The 24,000-nt window shown below is 38.6% G+C and carries 18 protein-coding genes, 4 pseudogenes and 1 other annotated feature; of the genes and pseudogenes, 10 read left to right on the plus strand and 12 right to left on the minus strand.

Annotated elements, in window-relative coordinates; all coding sequences use genetic code 11:
• Nucleotides 1-8: 8 nt before the first annotated feature.
• The gene (locus ACWM1W_RS15675; protein ID WP_004812113.1) at nucleotides 9-734 is read right to left on the minus strand and encodes an alpha/beta hydrolase family protein; all 726 of its coding nucleotides are present in this window, start codon (nucleotides 732-734) and stop codon (nucleotides 9-11) included.
• Between the two features lie 808 nt (nucleotides 735-1,542).
• Here ACWM1W_RS15675 and ACWM1W_RS15680 point away from each other — a divergent pair.
• From ACWM1W_RS15680 to ACWM1W_RS15700, 5 genes are read left to right on the plus strand one after another with little or no spacing between them, the layout of a single operon-like run.
• Nucleotides 1,543-2,058, plus strand: coding sequence for a hypothetical protein (locus tag ACWM1W_RS15680; RefSeq protein ID WP_313399991.1), 516 nt, complete (start codon nucleotides 1,543-1,545; stop codon nucleotides 2,056-2,058).
• Nucleotides 2,055-2,948 carry a hypothetical protein gene (locus ACWM1W_RS15685; protein ID WP_375726164.1) on the plus strand — a complete coding sequence of 298 codons (894 nt, stop codon included), beginning with the start codon at nucleotides 2,055-2,057 and terminating at the stop codon, nucleotides 2,946-2,948. Before ACWM1W_RS15680 ends, ACWM1W_RS15685 begins: the two co-directional genes overlap by 4 nt.
• On the plus strand, nucleotides 2,945-4,198 hold the full coding sequence (locus ACWM1W_RS15690) for a glycosyltransferase family 2 protein (RefSeq protein WP_005237568.1): 1,254 nt from the start codon (nucleotides 2,945-2,947) through the stop codon (nucleotides 4,196-4,198). The genes ACWM1W_RS15685 and ACWM1W_RS15690 overlap by 4 nt, the downstream gene beginning before the upstream one ends.
• Before the next feature lie 2 nt (nucleotides 4,199-4,200).
• Entirely contained in the window at nucleotides 4,201-6,021 is a 1,821-nt protein-coding gene (locus tag ACWM1W_RS15695; RefSeq protein WP_375726163.1) for a hypothetical protein, read from the plus strand.
• The gene (locus ACWM1W_RS15700; RefSeq protein ID WP_375726162.1) at nucleotides 6,021-6,896 is read left to right on the plus strand and encodes an alpha-amylase family protein; all 876 of its coding nucleotides are present in this window, start codon (nucleotides 6,021-6,023) and stop codon (nucleotides 6,894-6,896) included. The genes ACWM1W_RS15695 and ACWM1W_RS15700 overlap by 1 nt, the downstream gene beginning before the upstream one ends.
• On the opposite strand, the gene wecB is transcribed toward ACWM1W_RS15700, so the two are convergent.
• Nucleotides 6,893-8,038: a non-hydrolyzing UDP-N-acetylglucosamine 2-epimerase gene (gene wecB / locus ACWM1W_RS15705; RefSeq protein WP_375726161.1), complete on the minus strand. Its 1,146-nt coding sequence runs from the start codon at nucleotides 8,036-8,038 to the stop codon at nucleotides 6,893-6,895. The two genes, ACWM1W_RS15700 and wecB, sit on opposite strands and share 4 nt — an antisense overlap.
• Before the next feature lie 2 nt (nucleotides 8,039-8,040).
• Complete coding sequence (locus tag ACWM1W_RS15710) at nucleotides 8,041-9,177, minus strand: tetratricopeptide repeat protein (protein WP_375726160.1); 1,137 nt, start codon at nucleotides 9,175-9,177, stop codon at nucleotides 8,041-8,043.
• A 214-nt stretch (nucleotides 9,178-9,391) separates the two neighbouring features.
• Between ACWM1W_RS15710 and ACWM1W_RS15715 the strand changes: the two are divergent.
• Nucleotides 9,392-10,627 (plus strand): annotated as a pseudogene (locus ACWM1W_RS15715) (IS3 family transposase).
• Nucleotides 9,667-9,783 (plus strand) — a sequence feature (AL1L pseudoknot). (Overlaps the previous pseudogene by 117 nt.)
• A 344-nt stretch (nucleotides 10,628-10,971) precedes the next feature.
• Here the strand turns inward: ACWM1W_RS15715 and ACWM1W_RS15720 are convergent.
• Together ACWM1W_RS15720 and ACWM1W_RS15725 are read right to left on the minus strand one after the other, a co-directional pair.
• Entirely contained in the window at nucleotides 10,972-11,169 is a 198-nt protein-coding gene (locus tag ACWM1W_RS15720; protein ID WP_004779908.1) for a hypothetical protein, read from the minus strand.
• A gap of 311 nt (nucleotides 11,170-11,480) precedes the next feature.
• Nucleotides 11,481-12,815, minus strand: a complete 1,335-nt coding sequence (locus ACWM1W_RS15725) for an ISNCY family transposase (protein ID WP_461603325.1) — start codon at nucleotides 12,813-12,815, stop codon at nucleotides 11,481-11,483.
• A gap of 290 nt (nucleotides 12,816-13,105) precedes the next feature.
• On the opposite strand from ACWM1W_RS15725, the gene ACWM1W_RS15730 reads away from it, so the two are divergent.
• From ACWM1W_RS15730 to ACWM1W_RS15740, 3 genes are all read left to right on the plus strand, one after another.
• Complete coding sequence (locus ACWM1W_RS15730) at nucleotides 13,106-14,134, plus strand: MerR family transcriptional regulator (protein WP_034171601.1); 1,029 nt, start codon at nucleotides 13,106-13,108, stop codon at nucleotides 14,132-14,134.
• 109 nt (nucleotides 14,135-14,243) lie between these two features.
• On the plus strand, nucleotides 14,244-14,903 hold the full coding sequence (locus tag ACWM1W_RS15735) for an HAD-IA family hydrolase (RefSeq protein ID WP_461603326.1): 660 nt from the start codon (nucleotides 14,244-14,246) through the stop codon (nucleotides 14,901-14,903).
• Between the two features lie 58 nt (nucleotides 14,904-14,961).
• Nucleotides 14,962-15,402: an SRPBCC family protein gene (locus ACWM1W_RS15740; RefSeq protein ID WP_375726229.1), complete on the plus strand. Its 441-nt coding sequence runs from the start codon at nucleotides 14,962-14,964 to the stop codon at nucleotides 15,400-15,402.
• A gap of 160 nt (nucleotides 15,403-15,562) precedes the next feature.
• Here ACWM1W_RS15740 and ACWM1W_RS15745 read toward each other — a convergent pair whose 3' ends face one another.
• The 4 genes and pseudogenes from ACWM1W_RS15745 to ACWM1W_RS15760 all read right to left on the minus strand — a co-directional run.
• Complete coding sequence (locus ACWM1W_RS15745) at nucleotides 15,563-15,904, minus strand: hypothetical protein (protein ID WP_375726230.1); 342 nt, start codon at nucleotides 15,902-15,904, stop codon at nucleotides 15,563-15,565.
• Between the two features lie 200 nt (nucleotides 15,905-16,104).
• A complete protein-coding gene (locus ACWM1W_RS15750) occupies nucleotides 16,105-16,671 on the minus strand; it encodes a plasmid replication DNA-binding protein (protein WP_375726231.1) in 567 nt (188 codons plus the stop codon).
• Nucleotides 16,672-16,734: 63 nt separating this feature from the next.
• Nucleotides 16,735-16,896 carry a hypothetical protein gene (locus tag ACWM1W_RS15755; RefSeq protein WP_375726237.1) on the minus strand — a complete coding sequence of 54 codons (162 nt, stop codon included), beginning with the start codon at nucleotides 16,894-16,896 and terminating at the stop codon, nucleotides 16,735-16,737.
• 149 nt (nucleotides 16,897-17,045) lie between these two features.
• Nucleotides 17,046-17,263 (minus strand): annotated as a pseudogene (locus ACWM1W_RS15760) (hypothetical protein); the annotation flags it as partial.
• A 383-nt stretch (nucleotides 17,264-17,646) separates the two neighbouring features.
• On the opposite strand from ACWM1W_RS15760, the pseudogene ACWM1W_RS15765 reads away from it, so the two are divergent.
• Nucleotides 17,647-17,748: pseudogene (locus ACWM1W_RS15765) on the plus strand (IS5/IS1182 family transposase); the annotation flags it as partial.
• A 70-nt stretch (nucleotides 17,749-17,818) separates the two neighbouring features.
• On the opposite strand, the gene ACWM1W_RS15770 reads toward ACWM1W_RS15765, so the two are convergent.
• The 3 genes and pseudogenes from ACWM1W_RS15770 to ACWM1W_RS15780 form a co-directional block, all read right to left on the minus strand.
• Complete coding sequence (locus tag ACWM1W_RS15770; protein WP_375726232.1) at nucleotides 17,819-22,867, minus strand: tyrosine-type recombinase/integrase; 5,049 nt, start codon at nucleotides 22,865-22,867, stop codon at nucleotides 17,819-17,821.
• Entirely contained in the window at nucleotides 22,864-23,532 is a 669-nt protein-coding gene (locus ACWM1W_RS15775) for a hypothetical protein (RefSeq protein ID WP_375726233.1), read from the minus strand. The genes ACWM1W_RS15770 and ACWM1W_RS15775 overlap by 4 nt, the downstream gene beginning before the upstream one ends.
• A gap of 162 nt (nucleotides 23,533-23,694) precedes the next feature.
• A pseudogene (locus ACWM1W_RS15780) lies at nucleotides 23,695-23,943 on the minus strand (IS5 family transposase); the annotation flags it as partial.
• Between the last annotated feature and the right edge of the window lie 57 nt (nucleotides 23,944-24,000).

The following is a 24,000-nucleotide window of genomic DNA, read 5'->3' on the forward strand; positions in this document are numbered from 1 at the left end:
TGAACTCTCTATCTTGCTGAAGCAACTGATAAATCATCCAGAAAATCCAGAATAGGTGTTAGCACCAATTCTGTATCGAACAGGATTGCATCATGTGCGGCCTCGATTTCTTTGACTTTGATTAAACTTTGTTGATAAAAGACAGGTTCTATGGAAACTTGGCAAGGAACTAGTGAATCTTGATTTGAAAATATAAACAGTATCTTCGTTGAACAGGTTTTTAATATCTCTACCAAATCTAATTGTTTTAAAAGATAAAGATGCTTTTCTTGATGATTTAAATCAATTAAAGACAGTTTGGATTGTAAATATTTTACCCGTTGCCGTGCATCCTTCGCTCCCATACAGACGAGATGACAAAAACGTTTCAATGTCGTTAACATGTCTAGTCGGGCGGCCTGGAGAAACTGTTCAAAATCAGTTTCAGGCATTGCTTGTTGCCAATCTTTATTGGCAACAAAACAAGGATTGGACATACAGGCAATGACAGGCTTTGCTACTCGTGTCTGCTGAAAGATTTCATTCGCCAAATATATGGCCAATTGTCCTCCTAAAGACCAGCCTATGAGCACATCATAATCTTGTGCGAGCTTTATCTTTTCCTGCAGGGTCACCGCATCAAAGGGGTCAAAAATATCAGAGATTGCTACTGTATGATCTGTCCTGAGTTTTTCAGAAAATTCTTTCAGGACGGTTGTCCCCAGTCCCCAGCCTGCAATCAATAATATATTCATCTGCTATTCCCTGTGAAAATACATTAGGCCTTCAAGCCGTAAAATTTCTCGGCTAAAAATTATTGCTTTTCAAAAAAGCATGAAAATACTTTTAACCAAAAAAGAAAAAAGTGCCTGTCTTAACGCTAATAACCCAACGCCTAGATCTTTGTACGAATAAAGCGACCTAGGCCATGTCCTCTTTATTCACAATTCGGCAAGTTAGCCGATAGCTACAAGAAAAAACTGCTATCTCAGGCTCAAAAACGGGATAGTAAGAATATTCACATCGTGACCAGAACATTTAAGCCATATTCATATATAAGACAATCACACATCATGTTGTATCTTACGACTTATGACATACGGTTATGTCTTTAATCTCAAGAATAAATCTCTATACTTGAATAAATAATAATGGCATATGAAATTAATCATAATGCTTTATATTAAAAATAATTTTTATTCTTTCTATACAAAAAATATTATTACTTTAAACTCTGAAAAACAAATATATATTTTTCATACATTATTCATGTAATTATTTCATTAACATCCTAAATTATTACTTTAAATAATTATTTTAATGGAAAAAAATTGGTTAGTAAGGACAAATCAAACTATTACCTTTTTGCCCATGGTTATAGTTATATTTATAGGACTAATTGGCTATGAATGGGTACGTACAGAACTGGTCGGAAGCTGGATTCTTTTAATTGGCTTTATTCTACTGGGACGCTTTTTAAATGTAGTTCAGTCCGTTGTACTGAGTATTGTCATTTTTATTACTCTTTTTATTTATATTTTATTTAATGTCCAGGCTGATAGCATGGATATCAATACTCGCTTCTTGCAGCTTTTTATTCTACCTTTAGCGCCACTTCTACTCAGTATTTACTATGAAATGATGTCGACCAACAGGCAAACCGACAATTTACTAGATACTTATCGTAAAAACCTGACCCATAAAACATTACCCATCAGTACTTATTTCTATACCCAAACTCAAGTTCAGGATATGTTAAATCTGAATCTGATTCCTCAATATGATGAAATTTATATAGAAATTACCAACCACAATTTATTAAGAGATATGTTGCAGGTGGATGAACTAAAACTGTTGCAACAAAAAATTATCCATGTGCTGGAAAGTAAGTTCGAAGTTCCTCATTTTTCCTTTACTGATAGCCGGCTCTCGGTCTTGCGCGTAATTATGATTGCCGATCGAGAATCTACTATTTCCAAACAACTGATTGAAAAACTCAGACAGATTGAACTGATTAAAACAGAGATTACTCATTTACCCCATCATCAGGGCCGACCCTCCTTGGAGGAACGCCTATGAGTGATATTTTGCATGTCTGCGGTCTGATCGTTTCAGTCAATACACTGCCTGACCCGGTACTGAGTTCTTATTATCAACAATATTATCAATGTGAGCTTAAAACAGTCGATCCGGTTCAGCAGCAAGATTCCTTAGATATTAAGCAAATTCCAGCCTATTTCCCAGCTCCCAGGAAGTTATGGCCGGTATTTAGCTTTGATCAAATACACTACGAAACTTATCAAAACATGAAAAATCAGGGTATTAAACCGGGTTTAATCATTCCTGAAAATTTCATGAAACCGTCAATCTACTTTCAGATCAAACAGGAGGTTTCGGAAGGTGCTATCCCGATTCTTGATCTAAGCAGTATCGAACCGAATCGTTTTCGCGGACTTGCGACCCTCGCCACCAGTGCAGGTCTACGTCCCATGGCTGCCTATATACAGGATGGCTGGAATCCGAATCTAAAAACTTTACCTGCGGGACTTTACATTGTTCAGGCCAATCCAGGACAACTGCCTTTACCCGCCCGTTTAATTCAATCTGGTCAGCAACAATTTTACACCGCCTACCCACAAACTGCTTTCAATGGTACCGGAATTATCCTGAATCCTCAGGGGCCACTTGCCGAAAATGAGATTGCTTATCCTGAATTGGGAATTTCCTGGACCTTTTTAAATACACGCTTTGACAGCCAACTGAACCGGGTGCATACCAATCCACTCGGCTATGTCTTGCTCTCAGCAGGAATCGTAATCTTGCCATTACATCTGGTACTCTCGACCCATTACCCTAATTTATTAAGCTTCTGGGGTACCTCAACTTCCTGGGCATCCGTTGTTGTGATCGTTATCTTAATGCTCATCCTCCTGATCACCATGTTATGGCGGAGGTTCAAAAAATCATGAGCATGATCGATATTCTGTTTATTACCGGCTTTATCGGGATCTGGATTCCACAGGCCTTTTGGGCCTGGCTCAGCTTTTCTGCCTGGCGCTATTCGATTCGTGCCAGTCAGGAACTGACCAATTTACCAATACCTGAACGTTGGCCCATGCTGAGTGTGCTGGTGCCGGCATATAACGAAGCACTGGTGATTGAAGATACCTTACGCTCTCTAGCTGCACAGGATTATCCGGCTGAAAGTTATGAAGTACTGCTAATTAATGATGCCTCCAAAGACAATACCCAGGAAATTGCCGATCGTATGGCAGCCGAATTTCCAGTCATTCGGGTCATCAATGTGCCTAAAGGTCAAGGTGGTAAAGGTAAATCCAGAACTTTGAATAACGGACTCAAACACGCCCGCGGAGAATTGATTGCGGTTTATGATGCGGACAGTACGCCAGAGCCGGATTGTGTGCGACTGATTGCCCAGACATTGCTGGCAGATTCTAGTCTGGTCGCAGTGAATGGCAAAGTTCGTACCCGCAACTGGAAAGACAGCCCCCTTAGTACCTTTATCGCTATCGAGTTTATCTATTTCCAGTGGATTTTTCAGGGTGGACGCTGGCTGCGTTTCCGTCTTTCCACCCTAATGGGAACCAATTATGTGATCTGGCGAGATGCACTCGATATTCTAGGCGGATTTGACGAAAAATCCTTGGTCGATGACACCGAAATGAGTTACCGGATTTTTCTGGGACATAAACGGATTAAATGGGTGCCTTATGCCGTAGGCTGGCAACAGGATCCGGGTGACCTGAATATTTTTATCAAACAACGCTCGCGTTGGACTCAAGGTAACTTTTATGTAACCCGTAAATATTTAAGAACAGCGCTCCGGCATCCTTTTCCAATCGGAATGGAGATCGGCAACAATATTATGTGTTACATCATTTTTGTGCCAGCCCTGTTCTTAAGTCATATGACGCTGGTGGTTGGGCTACTCGGTATTGATGGCACCACGATTCCCGGCCCATTTACCTTACTCTTCATTTTGGCCTTTATTCTTTATCTGGTCCAGATCTGGTTCACCCTCAGTCTGGAAAAAGAAGTGCCTAAACGATTTTACTTCTATGCCTTTATTGCCTATTTCACCTATTCACAAATCTTTCTCCTGATTGTCTTTAAAGCTGCCTGGGACATGTTAAAAGGCAAAATCAAGGGTGAAGGAATTACCTGGTACAAGACAGAACGAAAGAAGGAAAAAAAATGATAATGATCATGCACATAAAAACAGCTCCTTTGAGATTAATGTCTTCACTTATCTTGGCATTGTCTAGTGCACATCTCTATGCGGCCAGCTGGAAGCTTGATGAGGTAGTTGCGCGGCATGTAGAGCAAACTACGCCTTACTTTTTTTATGTTGGAAAAGGTGAAAGCTGGCATGATGTCCAGTTCAGCAGTCAGTTCAATGTACAGGGTAGCAGTACGGTGATTGTCCGGTATGACAATCAGCTGATTCATCAACAAAATTTGAGTGGTAAAGGCACATTAAATTTTAGCCTCCCCCCTGCCGACAGCGGTTTTCATCGGCTGGATATCAGTATTTTACAAAAACCAGGACCTGGACAAAGTACTGCCAATATTTGTCTTGAATCAAGCAATTTACAGACTACCTTAACTCAACCAAATCTGAGTTATCAATCGCAGCGTAACAGCATGCAGCTGAATCAACTCCCGGATGTCCTGTTCAATAGTCAATTGAACCGACCAGAACCAGTACAGGCACTGCTAGGTTTTAATACGGCAAATTTCCTGGAAGCCACCATGATGAGTAGGCTGGCAACTGCTTGGAATTTTGCGACACCTGTGCAATGGCGGCTAAATACCACTCCTGAATCAGCACCTGATTTCATGATCAATATTCAGCGTTCGGCCGCAAAATTACCTGCAGCACGGATGAGTCTAAATCAGGTCAACCAGGTACCAAGTCTGACGATTGAATACTCTTCAGAATCCCAATTATTAATGGCCGTCAATGCCCTGCTCAATCAGCAATATCTAGCACAACTAAATACTGCAACAGCGAGTTTAAATGGCCCTGTCACGCGACCAAACTGGGCCAGTGTACGCCGTTTTGAAAGCTTGGCCGATCTGGGCATTTCCGATTTCAAACTCGGCAATACTCCCAAAAATATTTCACTGGTCTTTCCTGCTGTTTGGGAAGTTACGGATATTTTAAAGGGTCAGCTTAATTTCCGTTCGCAAAGCGGACTCTTACAAGGCTCGACCTTACAAGTTTGGCTCAATGAAGTACTCGCAGGTAGTACCAGTCTGGCAAAACTGGATTCCAGCCCGGTTGAGCGGCAGTTTGAATTTGTAGGTGCAGATTATCCCTATACCAACAGCTTTAACATGACGGTGAGTAATAACCAGTTAAATAGCAATAATTGTCTACCTAATGCGGGTAATGCCTTATGGATTGATGCTAAAAAATCCAAGCTTAGTCTGCCTTACCAGATGAAACAGGGAGTCATCAGCCTGTCTACAGTTTTTGACAAGACTCCTGAAATTGCCATGAATACGCCTGTAGCCACCCCCATCGCGATCAGCCTGGCTCAAGTTGCCAAGAACATGCTGCTCAGTAATGATCCAATTGGTCTGAATATCACCCAGCTGAATCCAAGTACACCTAAAACTATTAATATCCTGCTGAATGCCCAGCGTTATCAATCCGAATTGCAAAAATACAGTCAGATTCTTTACTTACCTACTACCGCAAATGGTAGTTTGATCACCGTCAGAAACGGGAATTTCTGGATTTATAGCGACAACAACCTCGGGGTAGAAAATTTTGCCCGCTTCTGGCCGCAAATCCAGCAGAAAATCCCGAACAATACTGCGGCCTTGTTTATTTCTGCCCAAGGGCAAATTACCGTACTTAGTCAAACCGCTATAGAAAAAGCAGAAACCCCGATAATTGAACAGATTTCTATGCGAACTATTGCTATTATTCTAGTGATTGTTGCTGCGCTTATTATAGGGCTGCTGTTCTGGCGCAGAACCCGTAAGGCACAAAAAACCAAAGAAGAATAATGATGAAAAAATACCTAATTTTAGGCTTACTGGTGTTACTGACACTTCCTGCCTTGGCTTTTACTGGCTCTGCGTTTTTTATGGCACGTGCAGATGCTAAAGCGGTAACAGCGCCTAAAATTGAGGGTATTTTCTGGCAGGTTGACCAGATGAGTCACGCCTCCGGTAACTGGAACTTATTAGGCATCGATACCTTAGTCACTCAATGGAGTATTGTAGACGGACGCTCCTTTTTTAAAGAAATCCCCGGAGCCCAATGGCAACATCAGCCGGACTGGAATACGATTGCCGAACAACCCTGGTCCAAGCAGGTTATCTTAGGTCTGGCAGGCATTTTTCAGGAACCTGTGGCACGTGAAAATATTGACCAACTCTTTTTACAATCCCAACAGATTATTGAAACGTCTCTTCCAGTTCAGCCTGCTGCTTATTATTTTCCTGTAGAAGCTGATCCAAGCTGGCATGGAGTTGCCAATCTGGCACGTTATGTTGCCGAATTCCAGCGACCAGTCTGGATCAGCATTTATAGTGCAGACCGCAAATCACGGTTTTTACATTATTGGCTTGAAAGCTGGTTGCCTGATAATGCCCAAGTCTTTTTTCAGGATGGCGTCGGTGTGGGCACGCGTAGTCCCGAAGAAGCGGCGGTGATTTATCAAAACCTTAAACATCAGGTTGGGGACAAAAGAGTTGTGATTATTCTCGAAGCTTTCCGGCCTAAACCGGGGGGCGGCTTTCGTGCAGCTTACCCTTGGGAAATTGCAAAACAGTTAAAAGCTTATGCTGGAGAGCGTGTATATATTTTTGATGGTCCACATTATTTAAATAAAGCCAGTGTGTTCTGGCTTTATTTGTGGATGAAAATCAATTACTAAGCTCTGGCTGTTAAATCTTGCAGCATCTGTTCCAAAATACGTTCCGAAGCATGACCATCACCAAATGGATTTTCGACTTCTGCATGTTGTCGATAATAGACTGAATCATCCATGAGACGAGAAAACTCTTGTACGATTTTGGCTTGGTCGGTACCGACCAGTATTCCACAACCTGCTTCAACCACTTCCGGGCGTTCAGTTACATTCCGCAGTATGAGCACCGGTTTTTGATAGGTGGGGCTTTCTTCCTGAATACCGCCTGAATCAGTCATAATAAAATAGGCTGCACCTAAAACAGCTAGTAAGTCCGGATAATCCAGAGGTTTTAACAAATGTACCTGCGGATGATCCAGAAACTCGCGATAGGCAATTTCATATACCTGCGGATTGAGATGCACAGGCCAGGCAAAATGCAGCTCTGGATAACGGCGACATAGTGTATGAATGGTGGCACAGATATTTTGAATACCTTCACCAAAATTTTCTCGTCGATGTGCAGTCAGCAAGACCAGTTTATCTTGCTCTCTTAATTTCAGCCCCATTCGCTCTAACCTTTGCTGAGACTGCTGAGAAGAAGATTGCATTAAATCACGGGCATGATGAATAGCATCAACCACGGTATTACCGGTAATAAAAATCTGCGGGTCTGGAATATTTTCCTGACGCAAGTTTTCTGCAGAACGTCGGGTCGGTGCGAAATGCCAGTGAGCCAAGCGGGAAACCAGTTGCCGGTTTCCTTCTTCTGGAAATGGATGCATCAGATCAAAAGAGCGTAATCCGGCTTCAACATGCGCCAGATGAATATTCAGGTTAAAGGCCACCAGAGCACCTGCAAGTACAGTGGTGGTATCCCCTTGCACTACAATTACATCACATTTCGGCATGTCACGATATACTTGATCCAGTTCGGTCAATGCCTTGCTTAATAGAATATTTAGACTTTTGCCGGGTTGCATGATTTGCAGATGATGATCAATCTTGATTTGGAAAAACTCGATCGCATCCTGTACCAATTCCAGATGCTGACCGGTAAATACCACATTGACTCTAAATCGTGAATCTTGCTGGGCTTTTAAGATGACTGGTGCTAATTTAATCAGCTCAGGGCGGGTACCAAAAATAAAAGAAAGATCAATCAGCATGGTTAAAAGCTCCAGTAATAAGTCAGTTCCACTCGGGTATTATCAAAAGTTCTTTTTCCAGACTCAGGTGCCCCATTTACATATTTGCCATACATCTGTTCAACACGTAGCTTGACCGGGAAGTCTGCAGGTTGCCAGGCTATACCCGGCCCCAACTCTGCCAGGTTGTTATAAAATTCGTTATTGGAATCATTAATCGTATGTAACTTCAGATAAGTCTGGATATTGCCTAGATGATCCCGGTTAAAGTTCCAACCGGTACGCAGGCGCAGGTCGCCAATTACATTATAATCTTCACGTGAATAGCTCGCTGCATTGCCATACAGTTCGGCAAAATACTGAGTTTTCTGGGTAATCGGACTATGACTGGTTTCGGAATCATGCCAATACCATTCCTGATAACCGGTCAAACCAAAATTAATACTTTCTCTGAATTTGTCTCGGTTTAAATCTATTAGATCATAACTTCCGCCGAGTTCCAGATATAGATAGAGCGGCCATTCCCAAGGACGGTAATTTGTTCCAACACCGACAATGGCTGCATTCTGGTCAATAATCTCAGGTCGTGCACCGCCGGTGGATTGGGTATCCCTGTTAATGCTGGCAAAGCCATAAATCTGGCCACGGTTTTCTTCTCCCCAATAACGTCCATAACGGAGCTTCAAGGGTAAGATAGCCGTGTCATAACGTCCTTCAAAAGAAGGAGAAAAATAGATATCGGCAAAGGTATTTTTAGTCTGACCACTTGTTGTTCCATTTAAATTAAGTACAGCCTGTTGGGCTTTTACTGCAGTTTCAGGATTTGAGGAACTTTGCAGTTTTCTAAATATTTCTAAAGCTTCGGGATTACGTTGAGCAGCATTCAACAGATAGGCTTTTTGCAACAACAATTGTTCATCATCTGGCGTTAATTCAAGAGTTCGATCAATATAAATTAAAGCTTCGCTATTATTATTTTTGCGCATTTCCAGATATGTCCAAGTTTTCCAGACCTTTGGATCTCGCGGTGATTTCTGGCTAATCTGCTGTAAAAGTTGTGTTGCCTGTTCAAGATCCTTTTGTTCAACTTGGTAATATTGTTCCCATAATATATAAGTTTCAGGAAGGGTCTCTGCTCGAGTTGATAAAGTTAAAATCATCAAGCAAATACTTGAAATAGTAGGTAATCTTTTCATTTTAATGCATGAATTAGAATATTATAGTTCACACTATAACAGCAATTTATTTTAAGCTTGGAGCGGATGAAATTAAGTTACCAAACTCTCTATTATTTTTATAAAAAAATACATGAACCGTACCGGGTTTGTCGGAGAGTCAATATTCTGAGTGAGAAGCACTGCTTCGCAAGGTTCGATGACAAAATTAAAATATACCCCTGAAATCAGAGAAAGAGCGGTTCAATTATTGATTGAATCTGAAAAAGATTATCCATCGAATTCGGCTGCAATCACAGCAATTGCGAATAAGATTGGTTGTACTCCTGAAACACTTCGTGCCTGGCATCAAAAGCATTTAGATCAGCAAAATCCTATTAAAGTACAACAGATATCTGATCAAGAACGTATTAAACAACTTAAACGTGAAAATAAAGAACTGCAACGTGCCAATGAAATTTTACGTAAAGCAGCCGCTTTTTTCGCCCAGGCGGAGCTCGACCGCCCACACAAATAATGGTGGATTTTATCCATCATAATAAAGAGCTGTATGGAGTCGAGGCGATTTGTAGAATTTTACCGATCACCCCTTCAACCTATTATCGGACTTTAGATCTCGCGGACAATCCAGAACATCGAGCGAAACGAGATTTACATGACTTGCATCATGCGGAACAAATTAAACGAATTTGGAAGGAAAGTTCAGGTCGATATGGTGTACGTAAAGTTTGGCAAAAACTGAAACGTGAAGGCTGTATTATTGCACGCTGTACTGTTGCTCGATTAATGAAAAAGCTAGGTATACAAGGTGTTTGGCGTGGTAAGAACAAACAAACCACCCGTAGCCGAGATGACCAAAAACGAGCACCTGACTTGGTGAAACGGAATTTTAAAGCTGATCAGCCTAATCACCTTACGAAACAGTGTTTCTCAGGTTGCTGACTTTACCTATATTCAAACAAATTCAGGCTGGGTCTATACCGCCTTTATTATTGATGTGTTCTCACGAGCAATTGTTGGATGGAAAGTATCAACACGTATGAATACAGATATGGTACTCGATGCATTAGAGCAAGCATTGCACGATCGAGGCATGCCAAAGAATGTGATTCACCATTCCGACAGAGGTATGCAATATCTTTCCATTCGCTATACCAATCGTTTAGAAGCTGCAAATTTACGAGCATCAGTCGGTACAACTGGTGATTCATACGATAATGCTTTGGCTGAAACGGTGAATGGCTTATACAAAACAGAGGTGATTGAATATCTAAAAGCAGATTGGCAAGGTTTAGCAGATGTACAACTTGCGACACTAAACTGGGTAGATTGGTTCAATAAAAAGCGTGTACACAGTGCACTGGGTTATGTATCGCCTTTTGAGTTTGAAGCAATGTACTATGATAAGATTAACCCGTTAGGTCAGGTGGCCTAACTTAAATAAAAAAGTCTCCGACAAACCCGGTACGGTTCATAATGGTAGTTATGCGAAACTAGTAGGCTTTACGCGGAATTCTTAGCATATTCATCTTTTGTCTTATATCTTTTTTTACCTATTGGTAAAATATATTCATAACTTATAGAGTAAAAAAGTAGGTAATTAAGAAAAAAATTACAGCGATTTATAAGCCTTATAGTTCCGGGAGAGACTATAAGGCTTTTTCTTTATCTTAAAATTCATATATCTATACTATTTTGATAAACAAAAGCATGGCTGAAAGCCATGTTCTGGGAATTCGTATAAGGGGGTATTATGTTAATTTTAGAAAATTTTAAGAATTAACTCTCAAGTAACTGCCCTATTTCCAACCTACTATATCCTCGCTCTTTTAGAACTAAAACAATAGCTTTTCTATAGTCATCAGAACTGGAGGTCTTATATTTTATGATTAATTGATTCTCTGACTTCAGTTCAAGGGCATTCTTATAGGTTAAGACTTCAGTAGAAATCTTATTAAAAATATTTAGATTAAACATACAGGTACTCTTCATCCTGTTATAGCGGCCCGACTACAACAAATACCTGCCTTAGCTTAGCTAGGCACCCTTGGCAGCAAGGATTACAAATTAAGAAAGGTTCTGCAAGTTTTCGAAAGCTATAAGGATGAATAATCAACTAAAATCATTGTTATTTAACATAATGGGGGTTATGCGAAATCAAAAAGCCTAGACACTTGGCTAGGCTTTAAATTTTAAAAATACATAAAGATTAATGCTATAGTCTCAATTTTTTATGTTATTCACCAATTAAAATGTCTATGTGATAAACCATTTAAAATGTCCTGTTTTTAACCACAAGAGTCAAGCACAGGATTTAACTTTCTTTGTTCAATAACAGCTTTCTGAGCTTTACGACTCGGCATACTTTTCTTGAGACGGGAACGTTTATTCTGTTTCTCCAACTCTTCATGTTGTTGCTGGATATGCGCCAGAACTGAGCCTAATCTTTTATTCTCAACCACTTCATTCTGCTGTAGTCCAGCCAGTTTATTGAAGACGCTATAGTTGATCTTCCGTCCTTCATGCATGAGGGCCACAGTGCCATCCGGGTACTCCAGAAATGAAATGTATTGCCCAACAAGCTTATGATTCAGCTCTGTCGGTTCAAGCAGATAAATACACTTGTCATAGGTGATGGTTAGGTTCTTCGTGACCTTACGCGGTTCCTGCCAAGTGAATATATCCTCCAGCTCAGCATCAGATTCCGTTAAAGATCGATGTAAATTCTTCAAGTTTCTCGCACACTTGGCAAACTTCTGATTGAAGTGCTCAATGAAGCAGGGTAGCCATGCATTGGCTTCGGCAATTGAACTGATGCCTTCCAGACGCATCTCCTTGATCAAACGGTCTTGAAGGGTTCTATTCGCGCGTTCTACGCGACCTTTAGCCTGTGGTGAGTTGGCAAAGATAATATCAATATTTAACTCGTTCAGAATCCGCCCAAATTGCGTGATTTTGCTGTCTTTCCTGGATTTCTGATTAACTCTGAATACCGAATGTTTGTCGCTATAAAAGGCCAGAGGTTTGCCGTATTGTTCAATGTAGGCTCGGGTTGAAAGCATATAGTCGAAGGTGGTTTCCGCCTCACAGAAGCGTAGATGCAACAGCTTTCCAGTGGCATCATCGATATACACCAATAAACAGCACTTAGCAGCGCGTCCTTCGAACCAGTCATGATATGAGCCATCAATCTGGATCAGCTCACCGAAGCAATCCCGGTTATAACGTGGCTGATATGGACGTTTAAGGCGCTTGGATCGCGGAATCCAGAGGTCATTGGCCATCATCCAGCGCCGAACCGTTTCTACCGGGATATTCAGGTCAAATATGCTGCTGAGCTTCTCATGCGCCAAGGTAGGTCCAAAGCCCAGCAGATGTTCAGAAATAATGGAAAGACATTTTGATTTTAATAACTCATCATGGCGATGATGGCCAGGTTGACCACGACTGGCATGTGCCAGACCTGAAACACCGTCTTGATTGAGTTTCTGCAATAACCGGGTAATTTGACGAGTGGAAAGATTCAGGATTTCAGCAGCACGGACCTGGGTAATACGATGATCTCGAACGTCTTGCAGAACTGCAAGACGTTGAATTTCCTTGTCAGACATAGTGATCAACATCTCTAATTTATATCCAGTCCATGATGGTAAAAACCATCATAAACTAGACATTTTTATTGGTGAGAATATAGACACTTTAAATGGTTTCTAACATTTTAAGTTCGTATAACGCCCATTATGTTAAATGGATACGAAATTTTTGGAATATAAAAAATTCTACTACCTAAATAAATAAAACATTAGAAATGTAAATTATTTGCCATAAATATTTTTTATAGCTTAGATACTTGACCCTAACGTAACGTTAGCCTCTAGCATAAGACACGCCTAAGGAATAAAGGAGTCAAAAGATGTTATTACAAGTCGGTGAACTGGCTAAGCGGACAGGGTTAACTATTCGCACCCTTCATCACTATGACGATATCGGTTTACTTCAGCCTTCGGCCCGCTCCGACGCCGGTTACCGACTTTACAGTCGTCAAGATATTACTCGCTTATACCAAATTCAGGCATTGCGAGGGCTTGGAATGACATTGGCAGAAATTGGCGCGGTTCTTAATAGTCCAAACCTGGCACTCGCCCCATTAATTGATCGGCAGATTCAGGCAATCGATCAGATGATCATTAAGCAGACTCAACTGCGCTATCGTTTGAGCAGTCTCAAAAATCAACTGATGAATGGTGAAGAGCTGGAACTGGATAATTGGCTAAAAACACTGGAGCTTATGTCTATGTACGAACAATATTTTACAAAAGAGGAACTTGCAGATCTGACTTTTTTACAGGCAGACAGTAAACAACAAAAAGAATGGGAAGCGCTTGTCGTCGAAGCGAATGCACTCTTTAAGGCCGGAGAATCTTCTAGTAGTGAAACTGCCCAAAACCTGGCTTCACGCTGGATGCTGACTCTCGAACAGAATACGGCTGCTAATCCTGAATGGTTGGCTAAATTGAATAGCATGCATTCAGCTGAATCGGCATTTCAGGAAAAATTGGGTGTGCATCCGGAAGTGGTTGAGTTTCTACTTGAAGCATTTGCCGAGAGTAAGCTGAACGTTTTTGCACGTTATTTATCCGAGGAGGAATTTGCTTTTATGAAGCAAAATTATGCACGTGAGATGAAAAATTGGCCCCAGTTATTGATCGGATTGGAGAAGGCCATTCATGCTGGGATTGAACCTGACAGTGAACAAGCAAAATGTTTAGCACAGCAATGGCTCTCCATGTTACAAGGTTACGCAGGCAAAAATCCGGCGACACATGCGAAGATTCGCAATGCCATGCAAAATGAACCAAGTCTTGCCGAGGGAACCTGGCTCAAACCTACCACTTTGCAATTTTTAGAAAAAGCAGTATCAGCTTTAATGCGTTGTGCTTAGTACATGCTTACCTCTATTCAAATAATCAAAGTAGTATGGCTATCCCATAATTTGGGGTAGTCATTAAGTTTATGATTTTAAAATATTTTATATAGAGTAAGTAGAGTAAATGGTATTCTCACAAACTTATCCAACTAGAGTATATAAGTTGGTTATTTTCGATTTTGATGGAACCTTAGCAGATTCCTTTCCTTTCTTTGTTTCAACTATAAATCATCTAGCTGACATGCATTCTTTCAAGAAGATTTATTTAGATGAGGTTGAATCTTTTAGGGAAATATCTTCCCGAGAGATAATGAAAAATCTTGGGATACCAGTATGGAAACTACCTGCGATTACTCAGAGTTTTATAAAACTTATGAAGGTAAATTCTTCAAAGATTCCTCTATTTGATCATACAGATGAAATGCTTGCACACCTTAATGAACATGGAATTACAGTGGAATTAGTTTCTTCAAATGGATACGAAAATGTGACCAGTGTTCTTGGTTCAAGCTGTCGATACTTTAGTTACTTTGAATGCGGTGCATCTTTTTTTGGAAAAGCATCTAGGTTAAAGCAGCTTTTAAAAAAAGCAGACTTTAAACCCTCAGAAACTATCTATATTGGTGATCAGATTACCGATTATGAAGCAGCTAGATCGGTAGGAATTGCTTTCGGTGCAGTTTTATGGGGTTACAGTACAGAAAAACTTTTAAAGAAACTGTCACCTGATGAGACATTTGAAAATGTGTCTGCCATAAAGAGGATTACTGTCAGCAAAAAATAACCCTACTAAATTATGCTTATAAGCAGAGAATCGCCATTCTAGATACCAGAGGTAAATTATGCTTTCTTTAAAGCTAACTACACATATTGATATTAATGCGACACCGGAACAAGTTTTGCAGGTACTGACTGACTTTAAATCGTATGAGAGTTGGAATCCCTTTAACCGTAAAGTTGAAGGAAAGTTAAACATAGGTGAAAAACTAAAGATTAGGATTCATCCAACTAAGAAAAAAGCAATGGAATTTAAGCCTACACTATTGGAAGTTAAAAATGCTCAGTCTTTAAGTTGGCTAGGTCACTTTCTAATACCTGGTCTTTTAGATGGTAATCATCGTTTTGAAATTTACTCTCAAGAGAATGGAAAAACCCATCTCGTACACTCTGACAGATTTAGTGGTGTGCTTGTACCTATAATGCATAAAAACTTGACACATATAACGAAAGATTTTGAATATATGAATCGATCTCTAAAATTATTTGTAGAATCAAAAAATTAGATCCGAAATTATATGGCAATCAGTTTTTATCGTTATTAAAAACAGATACATGTAGGCACTTCACTTCTTGATTATTTCAGCTTTTTAATTCATCTAAAATTTACATAATACGGATTATACGAAGCCCTGACCCTAGATCAGGGCTTTATTTATCTCTACCTTAGATTTCAATAAGTATTGATTCGCCTGTAGAACAGTCGCCATTACGCCATTGCCAGTTTTCAATTAACTTAATTTTCCCATTGGCTTGGATCTCAATCTCAGTATTACATTCACCTATACGTAATTCATTCATCTCATTGATGTGGTGGTACGCCATAGTGAAAGTTTTTTCAGAAGTCATGAAACCTAGTAAATGTCCATTGGTAATACTGCCACCAGAATAGGTAGCTTCTATACGCTCACCTACTTGGTAATAATTAAAAACAGTCTCGTGAGATACTTCTCCATTAGATGTATTTTTAGCATTTACAAATTTTTTATTATTTAGATTTAAGTTCATTTCAACTCTTTAATTTCCCTAAAATTAACATAATACACCTTATATGAAATGCGTTATAATTCCGCTTACAAATCAAAGCTGTAGTTCCTTTTTTGCCCAACCTCCCCAAGGTGGGCTTTTTTTTTATGATTTTTCACGTTCGACGCTTATTATTTAATCAAAGTTTCACGACTTTATTCATATGGGTTAAACAATCGTGGTTAATCATAGGGTCTAAGAAAACGGCTCCAAAAGCCTCTTTTCTCAGGCACTGGTTCAATGTGTTTAGGCACCAGAATGCGCTTATTTTCTTTTTGATCTGGAGTAGTCAATCCGTCATGTTTGTCGTTATCTACATTCAATGTAGGTTCTACTTGAGATGAACTAGATTGCACTGAAGATTGATCTGAAGTTGGTGTGGAATGAACCTGAGTTGGCCTCATTTCAATTAGGGTAAGTAATGTATCAATACGAGAATTTGCTTTAGCTTCGCGATCTTCTGCTTTTTCTAACTGTTTCTTTAGAAAATCGATCTGATTCTTTAGTTCAATAACTGTATTGTCGGTGTATTCAGGTGTATTTATAGTTTGTGTTGGAGACGTATCAGTATGTTTTGAGTGTTTTCCACTAAAAGGTTCACCATAAACGCGGAGTAACTCAGAGAAGTCGATAGAGCCATCATGATCACGACTTAATACCCCATTTTTTATATCTTTATAAAGTGTAGCACGAGATTTTTTATACAATGTAGCTGCATCACTAACACTGTATTTTGTACTTGTTTTCATGGTGTATTACTGTGTATTTACGATACGTATTGGAGAATACAATAAGTGTATTCTCCAATACACTCAAGGTTTGAAGCCTAAGTTTCTTAGATTTGGTAAAAATTGCTTTTGTTGTATTGGATCTCTGAGCATTTCTTTGATTTTGACAGCGAGAGATTCATAACTTTCACCTCCTACAGCTAAATTAGAAAATTCAGGTAATCGAGACAGCTGGTTACCAAACATGTAAGCTTGCTGTAAAATTTTTATCAAGAGTTTTTTGTTATGAAAAAATTATAACTATTAATAAGAAATAGTAAAATAAGCTATTGTTTATTAAAAAAAACATAATTTTTTATTGAGAATTTAAGTTACTAGAATATAAATTGATGTTTTTGATCTTCTGTACAATCCTCAATAAAGTTTGCAATTTCTTGCACGCTCCAATATTCTGTAGAACGCTGGTTATTCGCTTTAAATAAACATTTGATGATTGGATGTTTTTCAAAATCAGTTAGTGCTACTTCAAAATTGTCACGCTGCATTGAAGGTGACATTTCTTCTGCAACATGACTTTATGCTGAATGATATTTAATAATAGCAAACTAAGCATAATAGGCACAAAAAACTGTTAAAGCAGTTTTAATACTTCTGTAGTAATTTTCAGGTTTCCACGCCTGATTACAGATTTTGCTGTAACCTAATTATCAAATGGGTATCTTTTTCTTTGAGCAAACCAAATTAGAATCTTTTATTGCTTTGTAAATGAAAAATATAAATAAATAACGTATGGATCAAATTGAAAGCGAAGAAAAAAATCAAATTTGCGGATTTTCAGCGCTTTTAATCACTTATTAAGCTTAGGCTATTTCCCCTAAGGAATCATGTTACATAGCTTCCAGCAGCAGACAAAACACAATAGATAATGCGATGTTTTTTGGTTCTGTTGATCCATAAAAAATACTTAAGTCTCTATTATTAAGCTATAAATGAGCAGCAAGAAATTTTCCTAGTCAGGTAAATGATATTCATGCACGCGTAGCTATCTTGAACGAATTCACAGAATTTGGCTGCACTTACATCCAAGTTGTCACTTGAAATTAGCTCAATTAAGGTAGCGCTGTCTTTCAAACCTTTGTGTAACAAAGCGTGCGTAAGTCATATATACTTAGATTCTGATATGATCTCCAATCGCTAAATATCGTACACTCAACCACGCAAGTACCCATCGCACGGCGCTTAATGACGCTTGTTGAGACATTATTCTAAAATAATCATATTTATTATGTTTCATCACTACCGGAAAAAACTGATGTTCTATAAGAAGTGAAAGCATAGGTTTATCTTCTGCGGTAAAATGCATCAATACTTTTGTTACATTACTTTCATACAACCATTTTTTTATTAACCAATTATAAGTGTCTGATTGGTTTCGTTCTAAATAATCAAATCGCTCTAAAATCTCTTGTGCGGAATTAAAATCTACAGCCCTTAGTAATTCAGGCAAACGTGCTAATTTCCCTTGTGTCAATAATGGATGTCTTCCTATATTTGAACCACGCTTACCTGAAGGAATGTTTGACATCGTAATTAAAGCTCTCTTCCAGGACTCAATATCTAATTGTGGCTGCCCCTGTCCAGAAATAAGATACCGCTCAATATCTTCAATCTTTTGAAACAGGTCGTGTTTAATTACTTTACCCGTCGAATTCCCTATTTTTTGAGCATAGATTACCCACCTCTGACTTTCTATTTTTTTGAGCACATATTTTTCGATGGTATCTCTCAACTCATAGTTTAGATTACCATTCTGTTGGTTAATCGCTTGGAAATGCCTGAATAAATTACTCCGACTCATGACTCGGTTAAAAAATGCAGTATGTAAATTGGGTTGCTGTTGTTGCATGCTATAGGCATAAGTAGCTAGAAATAAGATATGAATATAATGCTTTAACGTTGTCGATTCATGTAAATGTCCAAGCACTCGACTAATCGCCTTAATCCCTTGCCCAACCTGTCCTTCATTGCCTACTAGCGTATTAAATTGCTCATTCGATGGCATCCAAGTTTGTAGCCATGGAAGTTCTATCGTCAGCACTTTAAAATCCACCACTGTTTGCAAACACTTTAAAGTATATGCACTTGCAAACGTATGTCTTAAATGATGTAAGCTGAGATCAACATCTCCAGTGACTTTCTTTAATATTTGAGATATTTGATCAAAAAAAGGCCTATGCCCACTATTCTCATCAGACATTAATATTGAATCTTTTTTATTCTTATAAATATTATCTAATCCCTTTTGAATCGTCTGACTTAATAAATTCATCGGAACAACACGTTCTGATCCAAGTGTTTTTAACTGATGCTCACCATAAGGACGAATTCGGAGCATATCTTCATCAATATCTAAGGGCCGTAAATGAAGTGTCTCTGAACGGCGTACACCCATCGCCGCAGATAAACGAAAATGACGCTGAATCTCTAGACGTAAAGCAGCATCATTCACCCCAGATTCTACAGATTGTAATATTTGAACGATCTGCTGCACTTCATTTTTTGAAAAAACTTTAGCACTTGCTTGATGCGCTGTACACTTGTGTAACTTTATACGATCATTATTTAACTGAATTAAAAAATCTCTAAAGCGATTCCACGCTGCGAGATGCTTGCGGTGTGGAAAATGCTCTTGCGTCAACTCCATCCATTTTTGAAATACATCTTCATCAATCTGGCTATCTTTTGTTAAATCTTCTGAAAACCCCAATATACCTGCACTGACAATGGCCAAATGTAGATGAATCATATTTCGATTCTGTAGACTTAACTCTTCTGCATCACAGCGTAAAATCAACCATTGCACAAAGCACGTTAATAAATTGACTGAGTAGTGATTCGTTTTATTATTGGCAAGCTGTTTAAGCCAAATGCTTGACCTAGACTCACCTTTTAGTTGCTGAATCATCACTAAAATATCAGACAAATGTAGTTGCTCATCGCCTATTTCTATTTCACTTTCAGGCTCAGTGCTATCTAAACCTATGGTTAATTTTTCATATTCGGATAATCGTAATAATTCATTTATTGAAAGATCTTCAGTCAGGACTTGGCCTGATATATAACCTGCAATCAACGGAGTGCTATTTAACATCACCTTTTGCTGTAAAGCTTTCAACCATTGAGCTAACGATAGAGTTGACTTAAGTCCTATTTGTTTTAAATATGTATTAAAACACTTTTGCCAAGCCTTTCTTTGTTGATCTTTTGACTGTGCTAAAATATTTTTTAATCGGGGCTGTAGATACTGTCGGTCTACTAAAATTAAAGTCGAGACATAAGGACTTAACAGTACTGTACGGCGTATCTTCGTCACAGATCTATCATTATTCACTGCCAGCTCAATAAGCCGACTATATCCCATAGCGACTATAGGCTGATCAGAAGCAATAAACTCTAACATTGCTTGTAAATGGCTTACTCTGCAAAATTGTGAATACATCGAGAGTACAACCAGCAAACGTCCTATTTCAACATCACAATTTTGATGTTCAGGTAATTTTTTTAAATCCTCCTGAATAACATCAAGTAAGTTTTGTTCTATATAACACCATGTACTAAAACTATTTTCAGATGTCAGCCATGTACGATGAGCCTTTTGAGGTAGCTGAACGAATAAAGGAATTTTCGCTTCATCGCGAATATAAGCACAATATTCCTTGATCGCTTCTGGCAAATCAATATTTTTATTTTTAGCTAAATTTGAGGCTAATAGATGTCCAAGCTCTAAAGCTACTTGTGGCTCAGGATTTTCCTCAAAAATCAACGGACAATAGGACTCATACTCTGAGTTTTTCAGCCATTCTTTTACATCATTTTCTGAATATTGTATTCTCAGCTTCGTCTCTACTTGAGCTGTTTTAGTCTCTTGGGTTAAAACAAATATTGGAATATGCTTGATTTTTAAAAAATCAAAACCTTCAAGACATTCGAAACCTAATTGTTTTTGCAAGTTTTCTTGTACATCAAGCCACTGTTGTTGAAAAGCTGATACAGGAAATACAGATAACATATCCCATGGATGACGACCCCGTATCCAGTGCCCAAGTCCAGCGTCCTTGAACCGTCCAGGTAACTGATTATAATCAGAGCGAACCAACTTCCGTGCCCAATTTCTAACTAAACCTTCAATCTGATGAGGAGCACAAAGTTGCACAGCATAAGATGATAAATCAACACGTGGTTCAACTTGCTCCCCTAGCATTCCCATCAAACCACGTAAACCTTGAATCTGTTTGATCAACGCTTGCGTCAATGGCACATAACGATCGGTTGATTCATCTTGATGATGTTTATCTTGAATCAATGCCCAGCCTTGCTGACTGATCCACTTTGGAAAGGGCTGCTTAATTCCTCGTCCTGCAGTTGCAAGATTCATCCATAATGCTGTATACAATGTTAAGTTATCAAAGAGCGTCTGCCAATCTTTCTGTTCGGCAGCATGATTTATTCTCTTTTTTATTCGTGTAATTTCATTTTGTATTTCAATAATCTTTATTCCAATTGGGCTACCCACCCGCTTATTGGAAGAGTATATATATTCAGGAATATTAATTTTTATCGTTCTTAAACAAGCAGCCCAGAGTTGCTCAAGTTGCCTCTGTTCAAAAGAGGCATAATGAATCAAGTTATCATAATTTCGACCTGATGCATTAGTCACTGCTTTAACGACAGCTAAATCACCTTGGCTATGATCATATAACAACCGTGGAAGAATATCTCGAATGCTTTTGAGGCTGATTTCTAGCTCTTTAGGTACACGGTTAATCAGTTCACTCACGTCACGTTCAACTGCCATATGATGTCTTGTAATCCCAAGATTTTTGACTTGACTCACTAAATCATTGAGTTCAATCGGTAAAACCAAATGTAATTCATTGGTCCATGGCACATGAAATTTAGAATCTTCTGGTTTTTTTTTGAGTGTCGGTGTCCCTGCAAACACACTTAATACATATGCAGATAAAGTATGATCATACTGAATAGCAATATTATTCTGATCTGCATTTTGATTAAAACGAGGCGCTGTTAATTCACTCACCGAACGTCCTGTGAGTAAACTTAATATTAAAGCTAATTTTGCGCGTAAAATTAAGCTGGTATCAGTATGAGATGGTTGACAGAGCCTAAATACTTCTTGAATTGAATTTAAGGACAATCGCGATTTGGTCCAAACTAAACCAACATTTGCAGCTTCAATATGTTGAGAAGTAGACTTAGATGCATAAAGCCCTCGAATTAAATCGGATTGTTCTGCCAAAAAAAATCTAAACAAGGGCTCCAATGGTGTTTCATCTTCTTCAATCTCATCATGCTCAAATACATCAGAGACTAGACCACGATGAATTTCATCTACATCCTCTAAAGGTTGGATAGCAATACTTAATGAACCATATCGTTGCAGGATCAATTTTTTGTGCTTTAACCCTATACAGTGTACAAACTTTGGACGTTTTTTCTTATTTTTTAGAGGATTGTTTTCCCAAATTTGGGATAAAAATAGCTTTAATGGATAAAAAACTTCTTTAAATCGTTTATCTTCAGAACGATCGGACATTGAACGAATCCATTGTTCCGGTCCGTTTTGAGTGATTAAGTCTTTGACTCGTTCTAAAATATCCTCACGACTTGGATCACCCAACAGCCTAATCGCTAAAAAGGCATTGTACACACGAGATCCTTTTTGATCTTTCAGCTTTATGCTTCCATCACCCGTTAAATAACTACTATAAAGCTCTAGAGTATGTACTTTTTTTTGAAAATAAAAGATTTGCTCTAAAAACCAAATTATTACAGCATCAAAATTTTCATTATTTCGACTTAGTCCTGCTTGAATCAATAGCAAGTCACAAATACCACTGTCTCCAGTGTAGGGGCGTAATGGCGTAAGTATATTATTTCTATCTGTTGTTTCTGAGAAGAAATGTGAATATTTCTCAGAATCCTGTAATCTACTAACGATCTTTAAAGTATTAAGCTCATCACGAAATTCTGGTAATTCATCATCACCAACCAATGTGAAAATTCGCTGACAAATGACAACAATGCCAGCTAAGCTATAGTGTGCACGCAACAAAAATAATGCTTGGATCAGTTGTTCTTTTTCTATATTTTCATTCTGATTAATACATTCTAGGAGCTGTACCAAATACTCATTCATGAACTACTCCGAATACGATAGCCCCATGCCTTCTTCCAGTCTGTTAAAGCTAAAGCAACTTCTGCAGTTGGTGCCGCACAAACAATTTGCTGCTGATGTTTTTGATAAAGTTCCTCCAATTGAGGTAAAAATACAAAAAAGTCAGCTATGTGAAAATAGGGTTGCACAGACTTGTCCAGCTCTTTCACTTTAATTCTTTCTAATGGCAAAAGCTTCTGGGCGATATAACCGGCTAAAACATTTTCGATTAAAAAAATACCACTAACTACCGGTGGTGCCCAATCTACCAATTTTTTAACAAAGGAAATCGGCAGCTGTTTAAAAAAATGCTGTGTATTTAAAAATAAAATCATTTCTTCTAAATCTAAATGCTTTAGTCGAAGTTGGTCTGCAATCACCATCTTATCCTGTGCTTTATCCGCTTTCCCCCAATGTCTTTTTTTCACACTGTTCTCTATAGTTTTTACATTACTTAAATCCCTAGCGACAGCACGCAGTAATTTGCGATATGTCGCGAGCAGTAGTAATGCTTGATTTTTAATCACCTCTGAAAACCCGCTCGTTTCCTCATCAAGTAACAGCATTTTCAAAACTAAAACTGGGCATGGTTTTTCAAACCTACCTTCAGATATTGTTAATGCATCAATGAGCAATGGTGTCATCATTTTTTTCTGCACAGGTAAATTATTTTTAGCGTTACAATAATAGAATAACACAGTCCCAAAATTAACAAAATTAATTCAAATAGATTTTATATTTAATAAAAAAGTATTTGATTTATATGGTTTATATTATTTATTTACTAACTTTATTTTTATACTAAATCAAAGTTTAATCAGACTTTGCACAAAGCCAGTGACCATATCTAAAGATAGGCGGAATAAGGATTTAATCATTAAGCAGCATTGGATAGCTGCGTCGGAGTAGGTTTGATTTCGTCCTTGTTTGCCTTTTGATGGAGCATACCATTGCGTAGCAGGATCAAACCAAATGGCAATATTTCCGCGACTCATGAGTGCTCGGTTATATGCGGGCCAATTGGTTGTGCGGTAGATTTTGTGTGTAGGCTTCTTCATTTGAAAATTATATCGCTGAAAAAGCCGTTACAGATAGGTTTGTGCAACAAAGCCCTT

This window comes from Acinetobacter sp. TW_SC_4 (assembly GCF_054861205.1).

Excerpts from the sequence above, each read along its gene's own strand:
- ACWM1W_RS15690 (WP_005237568.1), top strand. The coding sequence starts at position 2,945 with ATGAGCATGATCGATATTCTGTTTATTACCGGCTTTATCGGGATCTGG.
- ACWM1W_RS15685 (WP_375726164.1), top strand. The coding sequence starts at position 2,055 with ATGAGTGATATTTTGCATGTCTGCGGTCTGATCGTTTCAGTCAATACA.
- ACWM1W_RS15720 (WP_004779908.1), bottom strand. The coding sequence starts at position 11,169 with ATGTTTAATCTAAATATTTTTAATAAGATTTCTACTGAAGTCTTAACC.
- ACWM1W_RS15675 (WP_004812113.1), bottom strand. The coding sequence starts at position 734 with ATGAATATATTATTGATTGCAGGCTGGGGACTGGGGACAACCGTCCTG.
- ACWM1W_RS15750 (WP_375726231.1), bottom strand. The coding sequence starts at position 16,671 with ATGAAAACAAGTACAAAATACAGTGTTAGTGATGCAGCTACATTGTAT.
- ACWM1W_RS15700 (WP_375726162.1), top strand. The coding sequence starts at position 6,021 with ATGATGAAAAAATACCTAATTTTAGGCTTACTGGTGTTACTGACACTT.
- ACWM1W_RS15680 (WP_313399991.1), top strand. The coding sequence starts at position 1,543 with ATGGATATCAATACTCGCTTCTTGCAGCTTTTTATTCTACCTTTAGCG.
- ACWM1W_RS15710 (WP_375726160.1), bottom strand. The coding sequence starts at position 9,177 with ATGATTTTAACTTTATCAACTCGAGCAGAGACCCTTCCTGAAACTTAT.
- ACWM1W_RS15725 (WP_461603325.1), bottom strand. The coding sequence starts at position 12,815 with ATGTTGATCACTATGTCTGACAAGGAAATTCAACGTCTTGCAGTTCTG.
- ACWM1W_RS15755 (WP_375726237.1), bottom strand. The coding sequence starts at position 16,896 with ATGTTTGGTAACCAGCTGTCTCGATTACCTGAATTTTCTAATTTAGCT.
- ACWM1W_RS15745 (WP_375726230.1), bottom strand. The coding sequence starts at position 15,904 with ATGAACTTAAATCTAAATAATAAAAAATTTGTAAATGCTAAAAATACA.
- wecB (WP_375726161.1), bottom strand. The coding sequence starts at position 8,038 with ATGCTGATTGATCTTTCTTTTATTTTTGGTACCCGCCCTGAGCTGATT.
- ACWM1W_RS15735 (WP_461603326.1), top strand. The coding sequence starts at position 14,244 with ATGGTATTCTCACAAACTTATCCAACTAGAGTATATAAGTTGGTTATT.
- ACWM1W_RS15695 (WP_375726163.1), top strand. The coding sequence starts at position 4,201 with ATGATCATGCACATAAAAACAGCTCCTTTGAGATTAATGTCTTCACTT.
- ACWM1W_RS15770 (WP_375726232.1), bottom strand. The coding sequence starts at position 22,867 with ATGAATGAGTATTTGGTACAGCTCCTAGAATGTATTAATCAGAATGAA.
- ACWM1W_RS15775 (WP_375726233.1), bottom strand. The coding sequence starts at position 23,532 with ATGATGACACCATTGCTCATTGATGCATTAACAATATCTGAAGGTAGG.
- ACWM1W_RS15740 (WP_375726229.1), top strand. The coding sequence starts at position 14,962 with ATGCTTTCTTTAAAGCTAACTACACATATTGATATTAATGCGACACCG.
- ACWM1W_RS15730 (WP_034171601.1), top strand. The coding sequence starts at position 13,106 with ATGTTATTACAAGTCGGTGAACTGGCTAAGCGGACAGGGTTAACTATT.